The 17,184-nt window shown below is 49.8% G+C and carries 17 protein-coding genes; 3 read left to right on the top strand and 14 right to left on the bottom strand.

Annotated elements, in window-relative coordinates; all coding sequences use genetic code 11:
- Nucleotides 1-40: 40 nt before the first annotated feature.
- Nucleotides 41-193 carry a hypothetical protein gene (locus tag O3C43_20550; GenBank protein MDA1068883.1) on the bottom strand — a complete coding sequence of 51 codons (153 nt, stop codon included), beginning with the start codon at nucleotides 191-193 and terminating at the stop codon, nucleotides 41-43.
- Between the two features lie 148 nt (nucleotides 194-341).
- On the opposite strand from O3C43_20550, the gene O3C43_20545 reads away from it, so the two are divergent.
- Nucleotides 342-1,256: an RraA family protein gene (locus tag O3C43_20545; GenBank protein MDA1068882.1), complete on the top strand. Its 915-nt coding sequence runs from the start codon at nucleotides 342-344 to the stop codon at nucleotides 1,254-1,256.
- Between the two features lie 24 nt (nucleotides 1,257-1,280).
- On the opposite strand, the gene O3C43_20540 is transcribed toward O3C43_20545, so the two are convergent.
- The 8 genes from O3C43_20540 to O3C43_20505 all read right to left on the bottom strand — a co-directional run bounded on the left by O3C43_20540 (nucleotide 1,281) and on the right by O3C43_20505 (nucleotide 11,494).
- Nucleotides 1,281-2,030 carry a class II aldolase/adducin family protein gene (locus tag O3C43_20540; protein MDA1068881.1) on the bottom strand — a complete coding sequence of 250 codons (750 nt, stop codon included), beginning with the start codon at nucleotides 2,028-2,030 and terminating at the stop codon, nucleotides 1,281-1,283.
- A gap of 234 nt (nucleotides 2,031-2,264) precedes the next feature.
- Nucleotides 2,265-3,410, bottom strand: a complete 1,146-nt coding sequence (locus O3C43_20535) for an NADH:flavin oxidoreductase (protein ID MDA1068880.1) — start codon at nucleotides 3,408-3,410, stop codon at nucleotides 2,265-2,267.
- A gap of 66 nt (nucleotides 3,411-3,476) precedes the next feature.
- Nucleotides 3,477-4,196, bottom strand: a complete 720-nt coding sequence (locus O3C43_20530) for a DUF1080 domain-containing protein (protein MDA1068879.1) — start codon at nucleotides 4,194-4,196, stop codon at nucleotides 3,477-3,479.
- 13 nt (nucleotides 4,197-4,209) lie between these two features.
- Nucleotides 4,210-5,736, bottom strand: a complete 1,527-nt coding sequence (locus tag O3C43_20525; protein ID MDA1068878.1) for a DUF3604 domain-containing protein — start codon at nucleotides 5,734-5,736, stop codon at nucleotides 4,210-4,212.
- 15 nt (nucleotides 5,737-5,751) lie between these two features.
- Nucleotides 5,752-7,137 (bottom strand): MFS transporter, encoded by a 1,386-nt coding sequence (locus O3C43_20520; GenBank protein MDA1068877.1) that lies wholly within the window; start codon nucleotides 7,135-7,137, stop codon nucleotides 5,752-5,754.
- On the bottom strand, nucleotides 7,134-8,189 hold the full coding sequence (locus O3C43_20515) for a Gfo/Idh/MocA family oxidoreductase (GenBank protein MDA1068876.1): 1,056 nt from the start codon (nucleotides 8,187-8,189) through the stop codon (nucleotides 7,134-7,136). The genes O3C43_20520 and O3C43_20515 overlap by 4 nt, the downstream gene beginning before the upstream one ends.
- A 20-nt stretch (nucleotides 8,190-8,209) precedes the next feature.
- Nucleotides 8,210-9,493: a Gfo/Idh/MocA family oxidoreductase gene (locus O3C43_20510; protein MDA1068875.1), complete on the bottom strand. Its 1,284-nt coding sequence runs from the start codon at nucleotides 9,491-9,493 to the stop codon at nucleotides 8,210-8,212.
- Between the two features lie 516 nt (nucleotides 9,494-10,009).
- Nucleotides 10,010-11,494: a PQQ-binding-like beta-propeller repeat protein gene (locus O3C43_20505; protein ID MDA1068874.1), complete on the bottom strand. Its 1,485-nt coding sequence runs from the start codon at nucleotides 11,492-11,494 to the stop codon at nucleotides 10,010-10,012.
- A 328-nt stretch (nucleotides 11,495-11,822) separates the two neighbouring features.
- Here O3C43_20505 and O3C43_20500 point away from each other — a divergent pair, with 328 nt between their 5' ends.
- Together O3C43_20500 and O3C43_20495 are read left to right on the top strand one after the other, a co-directional pair.
- Entirely contained in the window at nucleotides 11,823-12,629 is an 807-nt protein-coding gene (locus tag O3C43_20500; protein ID MDA1068873.1) for an NAD(P)-dependent oxidoreductase, read from the top strand.
- 154 nt (nucleotides 12,630-12,783) lie between these two features.
- Nucleotides 12,784-13,455, top strand: a complete 672-nt coding sequence (locus tag O3C43_20495) for a Gfo/Idh/MocA family oxidoreductase (protein MDA1068872.1) — start codon at nucleotides 12,784-12,786, stop codon at nucleotides 13,453-13,455.
- Between the two features lie 129 nt (nucleotides 13,456-13,584).
- On the opposite strand, the gene O3C43_20490 is transcribed toward O3C43_20495, so the two are convergent.
- From O3C43_20490 to O3C43_20470, 5 genes are all read right to left on the bottom strand, one after another.
- Nucleotides 13,585-13,812, bottom strand: a complete 228-nt coding sequence (locus tag O3C43_20490; protein ID MDA1068871.1) for a hypothetical protein — start codon at nucleotides 13,810-13,812, stop codon at nucleotides 13,585-13,587.
- A gap of 225 nt (nucleotides 13,813-14,037) precedes the next feature.
- The gene (locus O3C43_20485; GenBank protein ID MDA1068870.1) at nucleotides 14,038-14,511 is read right to left on the bottom strand and encodes a hypothetical protein; all 474 of its coding nucleotides are present in this window, start codon (nucleotides 14,509-14,511) and stop codon (nucleotides 14,038-14,040) included.
- Nucleotides 14,512-14,692: 181 nt separating this feature from the next.
- Complete coding sequence (locus tag O3C43_20480; GenBank protein ID MDA1068869.1) at nucleotides 14,693-15,772, bottom strand: class I mannose-6-phosphate isomerase; 1,080 nt, start codon at nucleotides 15,770-15,772, stop codon at nucleotides 14,693-14,695.
- A gap of 48 nt (nucleotides 15,773-15,820) precedes the next feature.
- The gene (locus O3C43_20475; GenBank protein ID MDA1068868.1) at nucleotides 15,821-16,759 is read right to left on the bottom strand and encodes a sugar phosphate isomerase/epimerase; all 939 of its coding nucleotides are present in this window, start codon (nucleotides 16,757-16,759) and stop codon (nucleotides 15,821-15,823) included.
- Between the two features lie 208 nt (nucleotides 16,760-16,967).
- The coding region (locus O3C43_20470) for a hypothetical protein (GenBank protein MDA1068867.1) at nucleotides 16,968-17,184 on the bottom strand (217 nt) is incomplete at its 5' end.

Raw genomic sequence — 17,184 nt, 5'->3', positions numbered from 1 at the left:
TTCATATATAACCTTCTTATTGTATATAAGCAACTGACTGTCAATGAGTTAATTTATCAAAGTGCCCTACAATCGATTTGATGGCTGTGATCTTGATCTGGTTTAGCGCGGGTTGAGCCAGTAGATTGTAATGCGACATCCACGCACCCATCGGAAGAAACAAAGATGCTTTCAAAAATTGCCTTCGATTCATGGAATCTCATTAAGGATATGTTGTCCTACGGCATCAAGCATATATTCTACCGAACAGTCGGTAAAATAGTTTTCTCCGTTCTTGACGGCCGTCCGGGGAGGAGCCTAAGCTGCTATACAACATGTTTATGCACAACAAAGGATGCTTTATGAGGACTGGAAATAAACTTTTGCTAAGCTCGAATCGAGGTATCTGCCTGGGCGTATTTATGGCCCTTGCCTTCGTCCTTGGAGGTTACGCGCAATTGAATATGTACACCCCGGAACAACGGATCTTGTTCACGAGTGCCTGGGAGGGTGAGCGTTTTGAAGACGGACGTCCCAAAGTGTCCGATTCGATTCTGGAAAGGATGAAAAACGTGACAGCTGAGGAAGCTTGGAGTGTAATCTACCGGGAAGGGGGATTTAAGGACCATTTCGAAGGCGACTGGAAGGAGTTCAACGCCTCTTCGGATCGTCTGGTTGGTCGTGTAGTCACCGCTTCGTTTCTTCCTACGCGTCCAGATGTTAGGGCTGTCGTTGACGCACAAGGTAAGGCTGAAGGGCGCAGTGGCACAGGACACAACTCTTGGGTCATCGACACCCTCCAGCCTGGTGATGTGCTCGTGGTCGACATGTCTGGTTACAATTTTTTAGGTGATCGTTTGGCAACGGCCATCTATGCGAAATCTAAAAATGGCATCGTTATCGAAGGCGGACTACGCGACCTTTCCGGTATTCAGGAAATCGAAGGATTCAAAGGCTATGTCCGAACGTTTCATCCCTCCTCCATCACACACGGGGGTGTGCGAAATACCATGTTGATGGGTATCAATGTGCCGATCCGAATTGGCGATACCACTGTCATGCCTGGAGACATAGTCCTCGGGGATCCTGAAGGATTGATGTTCATTCCACCTCAGCTTGCAGAAACGGTCGTTGAATCCTCTGAGGATGTCCGGCGGCGCGATCAGTGGAGCGCACTCATGCTGCAGCAAGGCACATACACACCCGGACAATTAGACACCACCTGGACGGAAGAAATAGAAGCTGACTTTGCGCGTTGGGTTAAACAGCAAAAATAGGTCGCCTCTAATTGTTCTCAAAGACTAATCCAACAAATCCGGATTCGCCGCTACGATGTCCTGCCAAATGGGTTGATAACTAAACCATCCCGCAATAGGAAAACCAACGCCATCATTTCGAGTAAATAGTGCTGTTTCATGATCGATAATGTGAATATTATTTCCGGTTGACTCTGCTAATATTTGGGCCTGGCAACAGCGCTCCATACTGATGAACCACCAAGCTGCTTCCTCGACTGATCCTCCAACAGTTAGCAATCCGTGGTTTTTTAAAATAGCCGCTTTTTTATCCCCTAACGCCTCAGCAATTCGATCACCTTCGCCGAGCTCGTTCACCACACCTGTATAATCGTCGAAAAATCCATGATCATCATAGAAAGCGCATGCATCTTGGGTGATAGGATCCAGGTGTTTTCCAAAAACCGACCATGTTTTTCCATAAATCGAATGAGCATGGGCTGCTGCAATGGCATCGGGTCGAGCCGCATGAATTCGGGAGTGAATGGCAAAGGCTGCTTTGTTCAACAATTCATGTTTTCCTTCCACGATTTCGCCCTCTTCATTAACCAAAACCAAATCTGATACTTTGATTTTATTAAAAGATATACCAAAAGGATTAACCCAAAAATGATCAGTCAACTCAGGATCACGAGCTGTAATATGTCCGGCTACACCTTCGGAAAAACCAAATTTCCCAAAGACTCGAAACGCGCCGGCTAGTTGTTGTTTACGATGCAACCGTTCCGCTTCAATCGTCGGTCTAGAGGGCATCATGTTTTCAAACTTAGTAGGGTTCGCTACAGCCATAATTATTGGAATTGAAATTTATACCAAATGAAAGTGTTTGAAGAATTCCTCTAAATTGGAATCAAAAAAAAACAAATTTGCGAGACGCTAAAGGAGACGGTCTTATTCGAGATTCATAAAGTGCAACGCAGTTTCTATAATGTACCGATTCTGCAGCAGCCAAAAAGCGTGCTGCCAGATAAGTTGCTCAGGTCTACCAGGTCATGCCAGTTTCTGCATATACTCGCGGGTAAATTCGACAATTTCTTTTTCCCTGCCAGTTTGAATTTTCTGAGCCCAGGCCGGATCCGAGAGCAACGCCCGTCCTACCGCTACCAGATCAAATTCACTTTCTTCCATACGTCCAATCAGGGCGCTGATATCGGATGCGTTGGCTTCCTGGCCGCCAAAGGTTCTCAAAAAGTCATTGTCCAGCCCGACACTGCCAACCGTGATCGACGGTTTGCCGGTCAATCGCTTGGTCCAGCCTGCGAGGTTCAGGTTGGAACCCTTAAATTCCGGATCGTTAAAGCGCCGTGTACTGCAATGAAAAATATCTACGCCTGCCTCACTGAGGGGCAACAGGAATGACTCCAACTCCTCGGGTGAGCGGGCCATTTTGTGATAATAGTCGCCGCTCTTCCACTGGGAAAATCGAAACACGATTGGAAAATTATCGGGCACACGGGCGCGCATAGCCTGGATAATTTCGACCGCAAAACGGGTTCGTTGGGCCAGGTTACCACCGTAGCTGTCCACACGGCGATTGGTTGCTTCCCAGAAAAACTGATCGATCAAGTAGCTGTGGGCACCATGAATTTCGACGCCGTCGAAGCCATTTTCGAGGGCATCTTCGGCGGCATTGGCATAGGCGGCGACGCAAGCGTCGATGTCGGACTGACTCATTTCTTCGGGCACTTCAGCCCCCTCCGGGAGTTCGCCATCCATCAGGTAAAATGGATGCATAACCGGCGAAGGACCCACTACGGCATCTTCCGGATTCGAGCCGATGCCTTTTTTTCGAATACTACCTACGTGCCAGATCTGGGGAATGATAAATCCGCCGGCTTGATGAACTTCAGCTGCCACTTTTTTCCAACCAGCAAGAGCCTCGGTGCCATGAAAATTCGGCACATCGGGGTAACCCTGTGCTCCCTTAAAACCCGGATGAGTTCCCTCGGTAACAATCAGTCCTATACCACCTTCCGCCCGACGACGGTAATAGGCCGCCACTTCGGCACCTGGGACATTGCCCGGCGATTTGTTGCGAGTCATGGGCGCCATTACGATACGGTTCGGCAAAGTTATCCTTCCAAATGGAAACGGTCGGAACAACACGTCCTCATTGTGTGATTTTGAATCAGACATAAAGCTTACTATAATGAAATTTCTTGGATTAAAACGACCTATAAAAAACCGCGGGTGATCTATTCATTATTGGATTTCCCGGATGCGAACTTTACGGAATTCGATCCGGACGTCTTTATTTTGCAATCCGATATGACCGTCTGATCGTAGCAGACCGGGATGTGCCTTCTTAACATCTTCGGGAAATTGAGTCAGATCGAAATCCTGAACAAGTAAGTCGTTGACGGTTACACGGAAGCGCTCACCGACACAGCGTACGTTCATTCCTTGCCATTCCCCCGGTTTCTTCGTCGCATCGCCGGTTGGAGAGGCTACGTTATAAAGCGCGCCCATGTACCGGTCGGAAGTAATCTTCTCGAGCAGTTTCTCATCGGTCATGTCTGCGATTTGAATTTCGTTACCCAGGTAGGCCGGACTTTTTTCTACAAGCGGCGTCCGGAAGAAGACACCGCTGTTGCAACCGGGGTCGTATCGAAATTCCACCTCCAGTTCAAAGTCGGCGAACACCTGCTCGTGAGCAATCCAGGTTGCGTTTCCCTCCCACCGGCCGGTGCTAACCAGCAATCCGTTTTTGATCTTCCAGTTGGTCATTGTGCCATTGACGCCTTTCCAACCAGCCAGGTCCTTTCCGTTGAACAGTGAAATCCATGGACCATGGGTTTCGACAGCACTCAGATTCAACAACGGTAAAATTGTCATCGCTCCGGCAATGACGCCGACGTCTCCAATGAAACGGCGGCGGAAAATACTTGTTTTCAGGAGGCAGAAATTTAATTCGGTTTTCATCGGACAAATTGACTTAGGAATTCAAAAAAACGGGCGAGCTCCAACCCCACTGATCATTGCGCTGGCGTACTCGAAGATAGTAAGAATTGCCTTTACCGCCATCATCTTCCCATTCACCCGACCATTTCCATTGGTTCGGATTTGGTGCGCGATTGAAACGCCAAGCAGGAGAGTCGATATCCTTCATCACTCCTGACCGCGCGCCCTCCATCAACGACGCCAACGACCACTCAACACGCTTGTCATTCAGATTTGCCCACACGGTCGCGTCTCGCGGCATAGTCACTTCCAAGCACATGCCTTGCGACATATTGGTGGAATTATTCGGATTGCCGCTGGTGAGAGTTTCAAATCGAACGGACTGAGCCCCAGCCTCCAAAACCTTGCTGGTGTGGTAGCTTCCGATGTCCTCTGCCTCCACTGGCGACACCACTTCCCGTCCTCGAAAGCGTGGCTCCACAGCCTTGATTTCACCTTCTGTTATTCCCAGCTCTGCTTGCCAATGGCAGGTTTTGTGGCGAGCACCCCACCCCAATTCCAGATAAATTTTCGTATGAATCAAATCGTCATTTATTGTTTTGGCTCCATCCATTTCATATTGCGAAAATCGCTTCACCAATTCTCCGTCGCGCAGAATGTCCACGTAGTCAATGGCTCCTCCAGCTTGAAGTGCGAACTCGATGCGGCGCTTATCGGTCGCCGCAATCTCAGATCCCATCGGCGCGCCGTTCACTGTAAACCGCAGATCCATTCGGTCGCCCGTCAACGCAAACATGCGTCGCTGCAACAACGCGTTCCAGACATCCTCACGATTGCCGGACTCCGCCCAGAGCCCGGTCATTCCATGCCCATAACTTCCGGGATGTGCGCTATGGTGATCCGTACCACCCGAGAAGCCAAACACATGCCCTTGTTTCAATCCGTAATGGATCGTGCTTTGCCAGTCGCTGGGTCCCATGGAATGCAGGAACGGCTTGATGTTCTCCGAGGACTCTGAACAGCCGTGCATGGAAAGCATTTCAACAAAAGGCGCAAACTCCGGACTGAAGCTGTCCCAATCGATGCCGCGCGTACCTTTCAGGTAACCAAGATGGTGTGGCTGAGCGATGGAATCCCTGCCCTGCTCTCGCAGAACACGCAGTTGATTGTGCAGGTCGACCAGATCTTTTGGGTACAGAATCTCACCCTCCAGATCCTTGTAGAGCATGTTGCGATCTCCGCAGGCACAGAAATGAACTTCAAACCCCGGAAACACGACAAAACTTCCCTCGTCGTTGAATTCCTTCAAGACCTCCATCATCTTCGGCCAACCAGCCTTGAGCTTGGCGAAGCCCTCTTCATGGAAATCAATAATGTATTGAATGTCCGCGTTCGGATTTGGCATATCCGGCCAATGCGCGTGTCCGGTGACACTCACAAAATCGAGCCGCTCACGGGCGTTACGCAAAGCGTCTTCCAACGAACCATGCGCGTAGGAAATGCCGCAATGATTGTGCATGTCTCCGAAAAGCAATTTCATATCTTTGTATGAATTCATCATAAAACGAAATGGGGATTACTCGGGCAGTTCCTCTCCCTGAGTCTCCGGCGCAAATTTAACGACAATCAGACCCAGCAAAAAGAATCCGCTCAACAGGGCGGCGGTCTGATTGGTCGTAACCCCCTGGGATTGCTGCATCCAGGCAGTTAGAAACAAGACAGGAGCTGCAATAATCCGCCCCAGATTAAAACACAGTCCACCTCCAGTCCCGCGCAGGCGCGATGGGAAAAGCTCCGGAAAATAAATGGCATAGCCGGAGTGAATACCGCTCACCAGAAATCCAAACACAGGCAGTGCCCACCAGTAGAATATAATACCTCTCTCTGTAAACAATCCGAACAGCAACGCGCTGCTGACAAATCCTCCCACAAAGAAAAATGAAAACGCCCCGCGCCGCCCCAGTCGCTCGCTGATAGGTCCAAATGCCAGCATGCCCAACAATCCACCTGTCATCACCAGGAAGTGTCCCGTCATTTCCTGCTTCTTGATCTGGCTGAAATTCGCCTCCAGAGCCGCCTCGTTATTCGAGAGCGATTCTGCGTTTTGCGAAATCACCTCCCGCTCTGCCGCGCTGCGCATCAGATTGCGTCCATAGATCTTTACCCCCCAGAAAGTTGCCAGTCCGATCGCTGCCAGAGCGACACCCACCAGAGTACGGCGCCTCAATTCGCCTTTAAACAAATCTCCAATTCGGCCGGTTTGTTTGGTCGGATCCTTCTTGGCGACTTCCACCGCCCTCTTCCAACTATCCGGCTCCTTTAGTTTTACGCGTATCCAGATTGTCAACAACGCCGGCAGTGCACCAAGGGCAAACGCCAACCGCCAGTTCAAATCCGGAATCGCCTCCGTCTTTAACGCCGGATTGCCGACGATGAAGGCTCCCGCCGCGATCGCCAAATAGGAACCCATCGCGCTTGTCGCATGAAATATGCCCAACGAACGCACTCGCGCAAAGCGCGGAAACACCTCTGCCACCATGGCACTCGCCACCGCCCATTCGCCACCCACGCCCATCGCTACAAAAAAACGGAGCCCGATCACTTGCGTGGTTGATTGGGCAAATGCCGTCAAACAGGTAAAGAGGGAATACACAAGAATGGTTATAATCATCGTCCGCGCACGGCCGATGCGATCGCTCAACATACCGAAATACACGCCGCCCACTGCGCCACCAACCAGGAACGCGCCCAACGCCAGCTTCGCCACCGCATCCCGCTTCTCGCTTGGAACGTCCTCCGGCAAGAGCGACGCCATCATCTCGTTCATGCTCGTGACAAAAATCTGACCTTCGAAAGTGTCAAAGATCCAGCCCAGCGAGGCTATAACGAGCACCAGCCACTGATAGCGAGTGACACCTTTCCACCAGGGACTGTCCGCTGTGCGATTAGTCGTGTCGCTCACGGTTTGAATCCTTTCATGGAAACCACTTCCCCGGTTTCAATTGAACGATGCGCCGCCTCGCACAAAGCGATAGACCACACCCCGTCGTTTCCATCAGCGATTACGGAGCCCTCTCCGTGAATCGCCCGCACGAAGGCTTCCATTTCCCGCTCCAACTCATACAGCTCGCTTGCTTCTTCAGTAAACTCGACAGATTCAACTTCGCCCTGGCGCGACTCGCTGCACATGTAGTCCAGCGTTTGCCTTGCCGGTGCGTCATCGGTGGCTCCGCGCCATGTTGCCATGATCGCACCTTTCTTTCCGGTTAATTTCAAACCGTGTTGATGTCCCCAGGCGCTCAAGGTCTGTGCAATCGTGGCGTGTGCACCGTTTTCGAATTCCAGAATGGCGGTAAAATTGTCGTGTAGCTCCGGATGGCCTTCCTGACGTGAATTGGCCTTGGCGTAAACCGACACGATTTCTCCGGCGGTCGGAGTAAAATACCAACGTGCCATGTCGAAACAATGAACCGGCTCTTCCAATTCCCAACTGCCCACGCGTCGGATGTCATACCGCCAACCATCGGCTCCCTGCCGATAGGGCCAGCGCCACAATTCAAACAGCGCGTGTTGCGGCTCACCGATCACGCCATCATTTACCAGCTCATTTACCTGCCCCCAGAGTCGTGCCGCCCGACGCTTGAACCCGATTGCGATCACGAGATCCCGCTCTTTGGCCAGGCGAACCAGTTCACGGCACTCTTCGGTGGAAGGCGTCATGGGCTTTTCGATAAAGACATGTTTACCTGCCTCGAGCGCGGCCTTCGCAACTTCGAAATGCAGATAGGTGGGAAGTGCGACATCGATAACATCAATATCGTCACGCGCAATCAGTTCGTGAAAATCGGAGGTTATAAACACGTCGGGAAATTCCATTGCCGCCGCCGCAATACTGTCAGAAGACTTTGCCGCCACTCCAGCCAGTTCAGCGCCTTCCGCATTCGCAATGGCGCGTGCGTGATTGCCACCAAAGCGCCCAAAGCCAACCAGGCCGAATCGAATAGTTTCGGTCATAGAATTCAAACCTTGGTTTTTCAATCCAGGGTTATGGTTCTGCTATCAGGATGATAACGCGACCTCCTGCCTGATTCATAGGACATTTGAGCCATGATCGTTGCCACCGCGTGGCGATAACCAGCTTCAAGAGGTGCGTGGGGTTTGACTTTTCCTCGTAAGGCCTGGAACCAATTCTGAAAGTGATCGGCCCGTTGAATGTCTTTCACTTCGTTTTCGCCCCGAATCGATCCATCTCGATTGATTCCACCTTCTGCCGTGTAAATGGCAGAACCGCGGCGTTCCAGTTCCAGGGTTCCTTTTTCGCCCAGGATACGGGTGCGGTTTCCGCTGCTGTTTCCAAAATTGGTGGTGTAAGTCACCACGGTATTTTCCGGATAACTCCAGATGGCATCTATCTGGTCAGGAGCGGTAAAGTTGTAGTGATCTTTCCAGGTGTAGGTGCCGCCATGGCAATTACAGGTTTCCGGTATGTGAAGGCCAGTCAGGTAATGAACCAGATCTATGTAATGACTGCCCCATTGGGGTACCGGGCCCTGGCAGAATTCGTAATAGCCATACCATCCGGTGTATAACAGCGGGTCGAAGGGTTTGTCGGTTCTTCCGTTGGTAAACTCGTCCCAATCGAGATCCTCTTTTCTAACAGAAAGATCAACGCGTTTATACCAATACGGTTCGGCTGCATTGCGCACCTGTTCGACACGCGATAGATGCCCGAGGATACCTGATTCCAAAAGCTTCTGGCATCCGACGTTGGAGGGTTCCGTTCGCTGTTGCGTGCCGACCTGGACAATGATCTTCGCTTCTTCAGCTGCGTCAACTGCCCGCTTCAACGCTTCGAACTCTATGCCAAGCGGCTTCTCCGCGTAACAGTGCTTCCCTGCCTTGGCTACTGCTTCCAGGTGGAGCGTGTGGACATGATCGGGTGAAGCGATCATCACTGCATCCAGATCTTTCATTTCCAGCATGTCGCGGTAGCTGGTGAATTGCTTAGGGGCTTTACCGGACCATTCCTTTACATTCGCAGCCGCTTTTTCCCGGGCTGGCCGGTAGGGATCGCAAACCGCGACGACTTCCAGGTTTTCCCCCTGTGCGTGTTGCTTTACATAGCGTTGGTGAGTACCGAAACCGCGTTGGCCGCAACCGATCTGGCCGATACGTATGCGATCGTTCGCGCCGATACTGTTTGTGTAGGAAGCGGCCGATGAGGTGTAGGGTATCACGCCCAGTGCCGAGACAGCTGCGGCATGGCCAAGGAAAGTACGACGAGAGATAGATTGGGGTGTTTCTGATTCTTGTTTCATGTGCTTGGAATAGGGTTAAGAAGAAGCGCTTCGAGTTAATTCAAAAAACTTATCGGATTTGAGCAATCACTAATCCTCAAAGTTTCAAACGCCATTCGATTCTTTCTACGGGGTAGTATTCATCGAAAACGAATGTAGGACCGACTTTAGCCGAACCTGTATAAACTAACCAATAATGGACCCCGAATAATTTTGTCTTTTTTCATCAGTGAAAATCAGTGTCATCAGCCGTGCCTTGTCGTAGCCTTGGCAAAGACTTTTGGTTAAGAAACTACAAATAAAAATGTTTAACTACAAAATGCGCTAAATTACGCAAAAATCTGATAGCATTTATTTAAAACAGAATAATGGGTACAGAATCATAGTTGTTTTGATCCCTTTGAAGGAGCGGTTGGACCTCTCTGTGACATCATTCAGGTCCACCGGATTATTCTAAACATTTCTAAGCGACTTGCTGAGATACTTTTCGACGCTCTCACCGGTTGCTTTCAATTTCGGGCCGTTTCAAGCAGCCGATCAATTACCTTCTGTAAAACCGGTTCTAAATGCCCACAGGCTATTGAGCGAGCGAAGGTAGATGGTGTCGTCGACAACCGCGGGTGAAGCAATAATTTCTTCGTCGATTACGTTCTCGGACAATATCTCAAAATCCTCGTTATCCTTTATCACAAATACGGACCCCTGGCAGGATGGAAACAAGATCTTGTCACCGACTTTTATGGGAGAAGCGAAATACTCACCTTTGATTCCAGTTCGTTTCCCATCGAAAAAGGGTTCTCCTGTTTCAGTGTTGAGGCACGATATGATACCCAGCGACTTTACCAGGTAGACGCGATTTTCGCTCACAAGCGGTGACGCAACATAAGGCAGGTTCTTCCGCCAATCCCATGCAATGAAATCCGTGTCGTTCAGTCTACCCTCTCCTCCTGGCTTTACTGCGACCATAATGTTTCTTCCTTTTCCAGTGGGTCGGGTCAGGACTGAAAATTCATCCGGTTCCCAAAGCAGGTTATCATTTCGGTCCAGCCACGTAAAAACGTCTCTGGCACGACTTTGCGGCATTTCGTCGATTTCGATTACGCCATCCTGGTTCTGATCAAATCGTCTAAAAAACACCTTCGGGTTTTCCAATTCTTCATCCGTAAAAACCAAATCATCGTCAAAGTGGGCTTCCAGGGTATCTCGTCCAACCGAGCTGTTGGCAGACCAGGAAGCAAAGAATAGCATTTCGGAATTACCGGTGGGTGTCGTGCAAGGAAATCCATTGGTGTCTTCAACTTTCCACATCTGTTGACCTGTAGTTGGGTTGAGGGAAACCAGCGATTTGTTTCCGGCAATGATCAACTCAGTTCGAAGGCGGTTCTTCCATAAAAACGGAGAGGCGTGGCTGGCATTGTATCCTGGACGCGGATGCTTCCAACGCTCCTCCCCAGTCGCAGTATCCAATGCCAGGACGCAGGGATCATCCGTGCCGTCCCTGATAAGAATCAACAATTCGCCCACGAGGATCGGTGAAGTTCCGGTGCCCATTCCGGTGCGAGGTTTGCTCAGCTTTTTTTCCCAAACCAGAGCACCATCAAAGTCGAGGGCGATTAATCCGTAATTTCCGAAATAAAAGTAAACGCGCTTCCCGTCCGTACACGGAGTTGACTCAGCCGGGCCTGAAAGACGGTGGGTAAACTGCTCCTGGCTATTGGCCATTACGATTTTCTCCCAGAGCAAATTTCCATTTGTACAGTCCAAAGCCACCATGACTCGCTCCTGGTCACGATACCCGCTTAAGAACAAGCGCTTACCCCAAATGACAGGCGAGGAATTGCCTCTGAAAATAGTGGTCCTCCAGAGCAGGTTTTTATCCGGCCCGAACTCAATCGGAATATTCTGTGCGCCGGCATCCGCCAAACCACCTGGTCCCAGGAATTGCGGCCAATTTTGAGAGGAGGCGTTAGCCACACCCATGGAAATCAGGCAGGCGAACAGAATCGCCACCGATACTAACATTTTGTTTCTTGAGTTTCCTCCCATTGGAAAATCCAAGATAAAGGTCTGTAGCGCTTAGTCTCCAGACAAATTTGAAGATCGAATCTGCTATTCCTGTAATTGTGCCGTTGCCCCACCTCTCTGCCCGGCCAAATTATACCTTAGCTCTAATGAGATTTCTGGAAATTCTTTTTCTATGTGAACCTTGATTTTGACAAGTGCTTCGAAAAACTAATCGGATCTGAGCAATCACTAAAGAGTTAATCTTGTTACATTAATAATTGGTTTTTCACCAAAATATCTAGCTAAGCTTGCCAGAAGAAACACGCGTACCAACAATCTCAAACACATGGTAAAACAATCGATTTTGATTACAGGCGTCTATGGGTTGGTAGGGAGCTGTGTCTACAGACACTTAATTGAAAAACCCGATCAATACGAGGTATACGGCATGGATCGAAGCAGACAGCCATCAACGAGGGTCCATGCAGATGAGGTAGCTGATGTGCCTGAGCATCATTTTTTTCTATCGGACATGTCAGACATTGGCGATTTAGAGCAGGCATTTCAAGGTATGGATACCGTCATACATATGGCAGCTGATCCTGATGACCAAGCTCCGTGGGAAAGTACTCTGAAAAATAACATTGAGGCCACTTACCACATGTTCGAAGCAGCCAAGCGAGTAGGTGTTCGGCGGGTGATTTATGCGAGCTCCATTCAGGTAAGTTTTGGTTATTTCTATAACGTCGAACCCTACAAGAGTATCCATGAAAGAAAGTATACAAGCGTACCTGAATCTTTTAAACCCATAACCACATCGCATCCAACATGGCCGATCAATTTTTACGGTTCCAGTAAAGTATTCGGAGAAACGTTGGCGCGGATGTATAGCAGCACGACAGATCTTTCATGTATCTGCATTCGTATGGGTGGCGTCCACTCGATGGATAAAGTCCCAAAACCAGTGCTTCCGAACGCCAGCACTAAAAATGACATGGTTCGACTCGTCGAACTGAGTGTCGAGGCACACGATAACCTGAAGTTTGAAATCCTCTACGGCATATCGAATAGTGACCATCGGTGGGTTGACTTAGAACATACGGCGAAAACGGTCGGTTACGTTCCAGAGGACAGAATCAGTATGGAGGATTAGGGATTGTCTTGGAAGTTAAACTATTAATTTTGCACTCAGAACAAACATTTCATTCAATCGGGAAAAGCGGTAGGAGCGGCTTTATGCCGCGATTTTTCTTACTGAAACAAGAACCTATACCTGCTTTGTTCCCACATTTCCCAAGAAATACCCTATGAGTAACAAAATAGAACGACGCACCTTTATAAAAAGTGGTGTGGCTGCAAGTTTAGCCCTATCTGCTGCCCCAGCCTATCTCCAAGGCAAGGACGACCGCAACATCAAGCTCGGATTCATCGGTATCGGTGGACGTGGAGCGGGCATGTTAAAAACAACCATGCGCCTGACCAATGTCAGTGTGACGGCCGTTTGTGATACCTTCCCCAGAAATTTGAAAGCGGCTCAGGAACTAGTCGAGAAAACCCAGGGATCACGACCGGATGGTTATGGCGATCATGAATTGTCGTATCTGAATCTGCTGGAACGGGACGACCTGGATGGAGTCGTTATCGCCACTCCATGGGAGTTGCACATTCCCATGACTATCGCGGCTATGAGAGCTGGCAAATACGCAGCCACCGAAGTCGGCCCTGCTTCCTCCGTCGACGAGTGCTGGGAATTGGTCAACACGTACGAGGAAACGTGCGTGCCCTTTGCCATCTTTGGTAAACAGAGGCAACCCCATGCTTATAAAGGCCGGGATATCCCTCATAGCGCCATTTACCACGATACCGGAACAACCTTTTACCATCGCACGCGTGGATGTCACATCACCACTCGGGCTGGAACCAATGTCTCCGCCCATGTCAAAAACAATCACATCACCCGGCTGTGCATCTTCGGCTGACCGATAGTTAAGCTGATATTCCTTGTATTGATCCACCAGATCCTGCCGAAATGGCAGATAACGTCCCGTGCGGGCGCGTCCGACCAGACGCATATCATCTGCAACAGGCTCCACTGCATTGGTAAAACTTTAGGGATAGCCATGGGTGCGTAAATAACCCCAGGCCGACTCGATATTGATATTCAAGAGCCGGGTGAAAAGTTCCCGATCTTCATCACTCAGCACATCGGCCAGGTACTGCGGTAATTCATGCTTGGGATGTTCGAACGTAACTTTGGCAGGTTTTGCCGATACCGGAGCCAGGAACAACAGGAAGGGGATAAAAACTACGAGAAATCGGGAGATCAAAGAAGACATAAGGAATAAGGGTTATGGTTGATTGCGATAGGGCAATAACGCACCGCTGCTGTCACATGGGCGGTTGTTAAATTACGATTCTGAGAATAGGATGAAAGAATCTGAAATGCGAGAGGAAAGTGGCTCCGGCATTCCGCGCTTAATAATACTGTCTAAAGCACCCTCCTATCCTTTTGCATTGATCTGAAATATCGCATTTGAATCACACGGCATGAAAATTTCGTGTCATGTAAACACACCTTTACGGAGATCCCGCATCACAGTCAGTCCGGATTCCCTGAAACCTTTCAGGGGTCGGGCTCCTGTCTTTCTGTTTTTCCCAAACAGCCCACGATGCGTCTCAAAAACCAGGTTCACATACTCTTTGGAGCCCAGGACCATCCCATCAGTAAAGTAGCGCACCCTCAGCCTCAATACCTGAGGTGCCGGCAGTTTACCATCCTGTTCCACCACCCTCTTGACAGCTTCCCGATCCATGGTTCTCTGGCTTTCCCGGGAAATAGTGGAACCCATCAAAAAGAGAATTTTACGGTATTCGCTTAAAGCGGATTTTTCGGTCTTCACCTCCAAAACCCTACGCAAACCGGCTCGCGCCTCAGACCTGCCCGCCACCGCCTCCGCATAACCACAGTATCGGTAATCCTTCGGGTCTTCCACCAGACTCGCCCGAACGGGATTCAGATCAATGTATGCAGCCACCGTCCTGAGGCAAGTGGCCGCATCTTCAATCAAAACGCTCTTGAATCGCTCCGCCAGAGAGTCCCGTAACGTTGGTGACTGCGGTTATACCAGATACTGAAACGCTGCTTTAACTCCTTCATAAACAACGAGACATCCCCCATTCGAGCCAACAGCTTTTAGATATGAAAAGCCAGCGAGCTCAAACAGGCGGAAAACACTCCAGGATTTGTACTTCCTGGTCAGCCTCGATTTCGTAGGAGTCCAAACCAGCGGGGCAGAAGAACTTGTCGAACGTTTTTAGCTCTATGACTCCTCCTTCCGCTCTCAACACACAGGAACCTGCGGTGATGACACCTGTAAAGAAGGAACTTTCTTCGCGCATTACAGCACCCTTGATCACTGATTTCTTTATTCGGTAACAGGACGTAGTTTCGGAGCCAATCAGGTGATAGCGGTGAGCGGTTTCTCCGTAAGTCACTTCCAACTGAGGTTCGAACATGAACTTCTCGCGGACCATCGACTCTGGCATCGGCCGGAAGTCGAACACATCGAGACAAAACTCCAACCCTCGGTTCATAAATCGGGCGGACTCGGGCAAGGTGTAACCCGCCTTCTCAAACTCGAAGCGAACGGCAAGATCCGATGGTTCCATGATTTCGACCATGAAAATACCCTCCCCGATGGCATGCGGGACTCCGCCTGGGATAAATAAAACATCTCCTGGTTTAACCTTAATCTTGTCAAAAAAGCTTTCCAGGGTGACAAGGTCCTGCTCTTCGATGCAGCGTTTGAGCTCCTCGCGACTGGGTGGACGTTGAAAGCCCAGATACACGTATGGCTCATCAATACCATCGCGCACACTTAAAATGTAATAGGCCTCCGCTTTGCCGGAGTTCGAACTGAGATGGGCTCGGGCAAATTCCGCAGTGGGGTGAGTCTGGAAATGCAGGCGCACCGCCGAATCCAATAGCTTGACAAGGACCATGAGTTGCTCACCAAAGCGAGCCACATGATCTTTCCCTAGAAAATACTCCGGGTCTGATGCAATCAGGTCCGTGAAAAGCAACTCCTGGCCGTCAATCTGGACTTTGGAAATGCCTTCATGCTCGCTGTGCGAGTCAGGATTCCGGGCAGGTGTAACCGAGGCGATCCAGTCTTCCGGGAAATGACTGTCACAGGGATCGCTTTTGCCAACCAGTTTATCAAGAACGCGACCGCCTGGATAAGTGCGCCAGACGCGGTTCTGCGGCAGCGGGATCAGTCTGTTTTTATAGTTCATGAGGTGAGGAGTTGCCCAGCCCCACAATTCTCAATCGCGAAAAGGTAATCACTCAATTAATCTTCGAAGCTCCGCCAAATGCTTGGGAATGGCTTTGACCGGATCTTCCTTACCTTCGTATTCGAGGGTTATGTATCCCCGGTAATTCGCTTTGCGCAAAATACCAATGATACGTCCCAGATCCGATGGTTCTTTATTACCATTTATAGGAATCTCCGTTTTGATTTGTGCATTGACTGTGTAAGGAGCAATGCGTGCCAGCTCGCGATAGGGATCGTCGGTCGGAGCAATATTGCCCGAGTCGAAGTTAACTCCAAACCAGGGAGAATCAATAGCTTCAATAATCGGCATCAAGCGATCAATCTCGACCAGAAAATCGTGGTTCTCAATTCCCAGTATCACTCCTTTTTCGGCGGCGAAATCGCAGGCGATTTTCAAGTTCGTAATAATGTTCTTAACCGCCTTTGCTTCGCTTATATCTCCAACAGGTTTACCTCCAAAGACCCGGATAACCGGCGCACCCAAAATGGAGTAATGATCAATCCATGTTCGCGTATACTGCATTTGCTTCCGTCCTTCATCACTGCCTGGATCATGGGTAAAGTTGTTGCCGATGGCTCCCCCACTAATGCCAAGGCCATGCATGTGAGCACGGCGCTTCATCTCATTCAATGCCGCCGTGGTCAACGGGTATGGCATAAAATAACCGGTTAACTCAACCGCATCGATTCCTAAAGTGGAGGCGTAATCGATAAACCCAAGCATATCCATTTCGCCGACTGCGTTTGGATCTTTTCTAGTGTCCGGCAAGGACGTGCGTCTTGAATAAGCCGCCAGGCTCAACTTCAAAGGTGCCTTGCTGGTGCGAACGACAGGCTTCATAGCCTGAGCAAATGGGGCTGCACATAAACCGGTTATAAGCGCACCGGCGGCTGTGATGGCTTCGCGGCGGGATAGTTTATTGGAGAATGGAATTTTCGATGTCATAATGGGTACTGAGGTGGAAATCGGTTCGATAATATTATTAGGTAATTGAGCATGCTAACTATTACATGAGCTCTGGCACAGAATATTTTAAAGCTCCTTTTGAGAAAGATTATAGGGAGGATTCAATCCTTTCAGTTCCAAGGACCGGGGTTCTCACCTCCTTTAGGAAAAATGCTGACCAGGCAACTTACCCGACTGAATCAGATACCTACACCTTGCCTTCGAGCATCGCTGCGAGCGCTACTTCATCGACTGTTCCCGTAACCGTGTTAAGGTGGCTCAGGATCGACAATCTATCGCCAGGGCCGCAGGTCGAGATTTCTATCATCCAGTCCTCGGTCTTCTCAGCCTCCACAAGCACTTCGTCAGACCAGGCAATGACTTCCTCAGCTTCAACGAAGCCACCAGTGATTCCTTTAATGAAA

Source organism: Verrucomicrobiota bacterium (assembly GCA_027622555.1).
Taxonomy (GTDB): Bacteria; Verrucomicrobiota; Verrucomicrobiia; order Opitutales; family UBA2995; genus UBA2995.
This window is presented reverse-complemented; position numbering and strand designations above follow the sequence as displayed.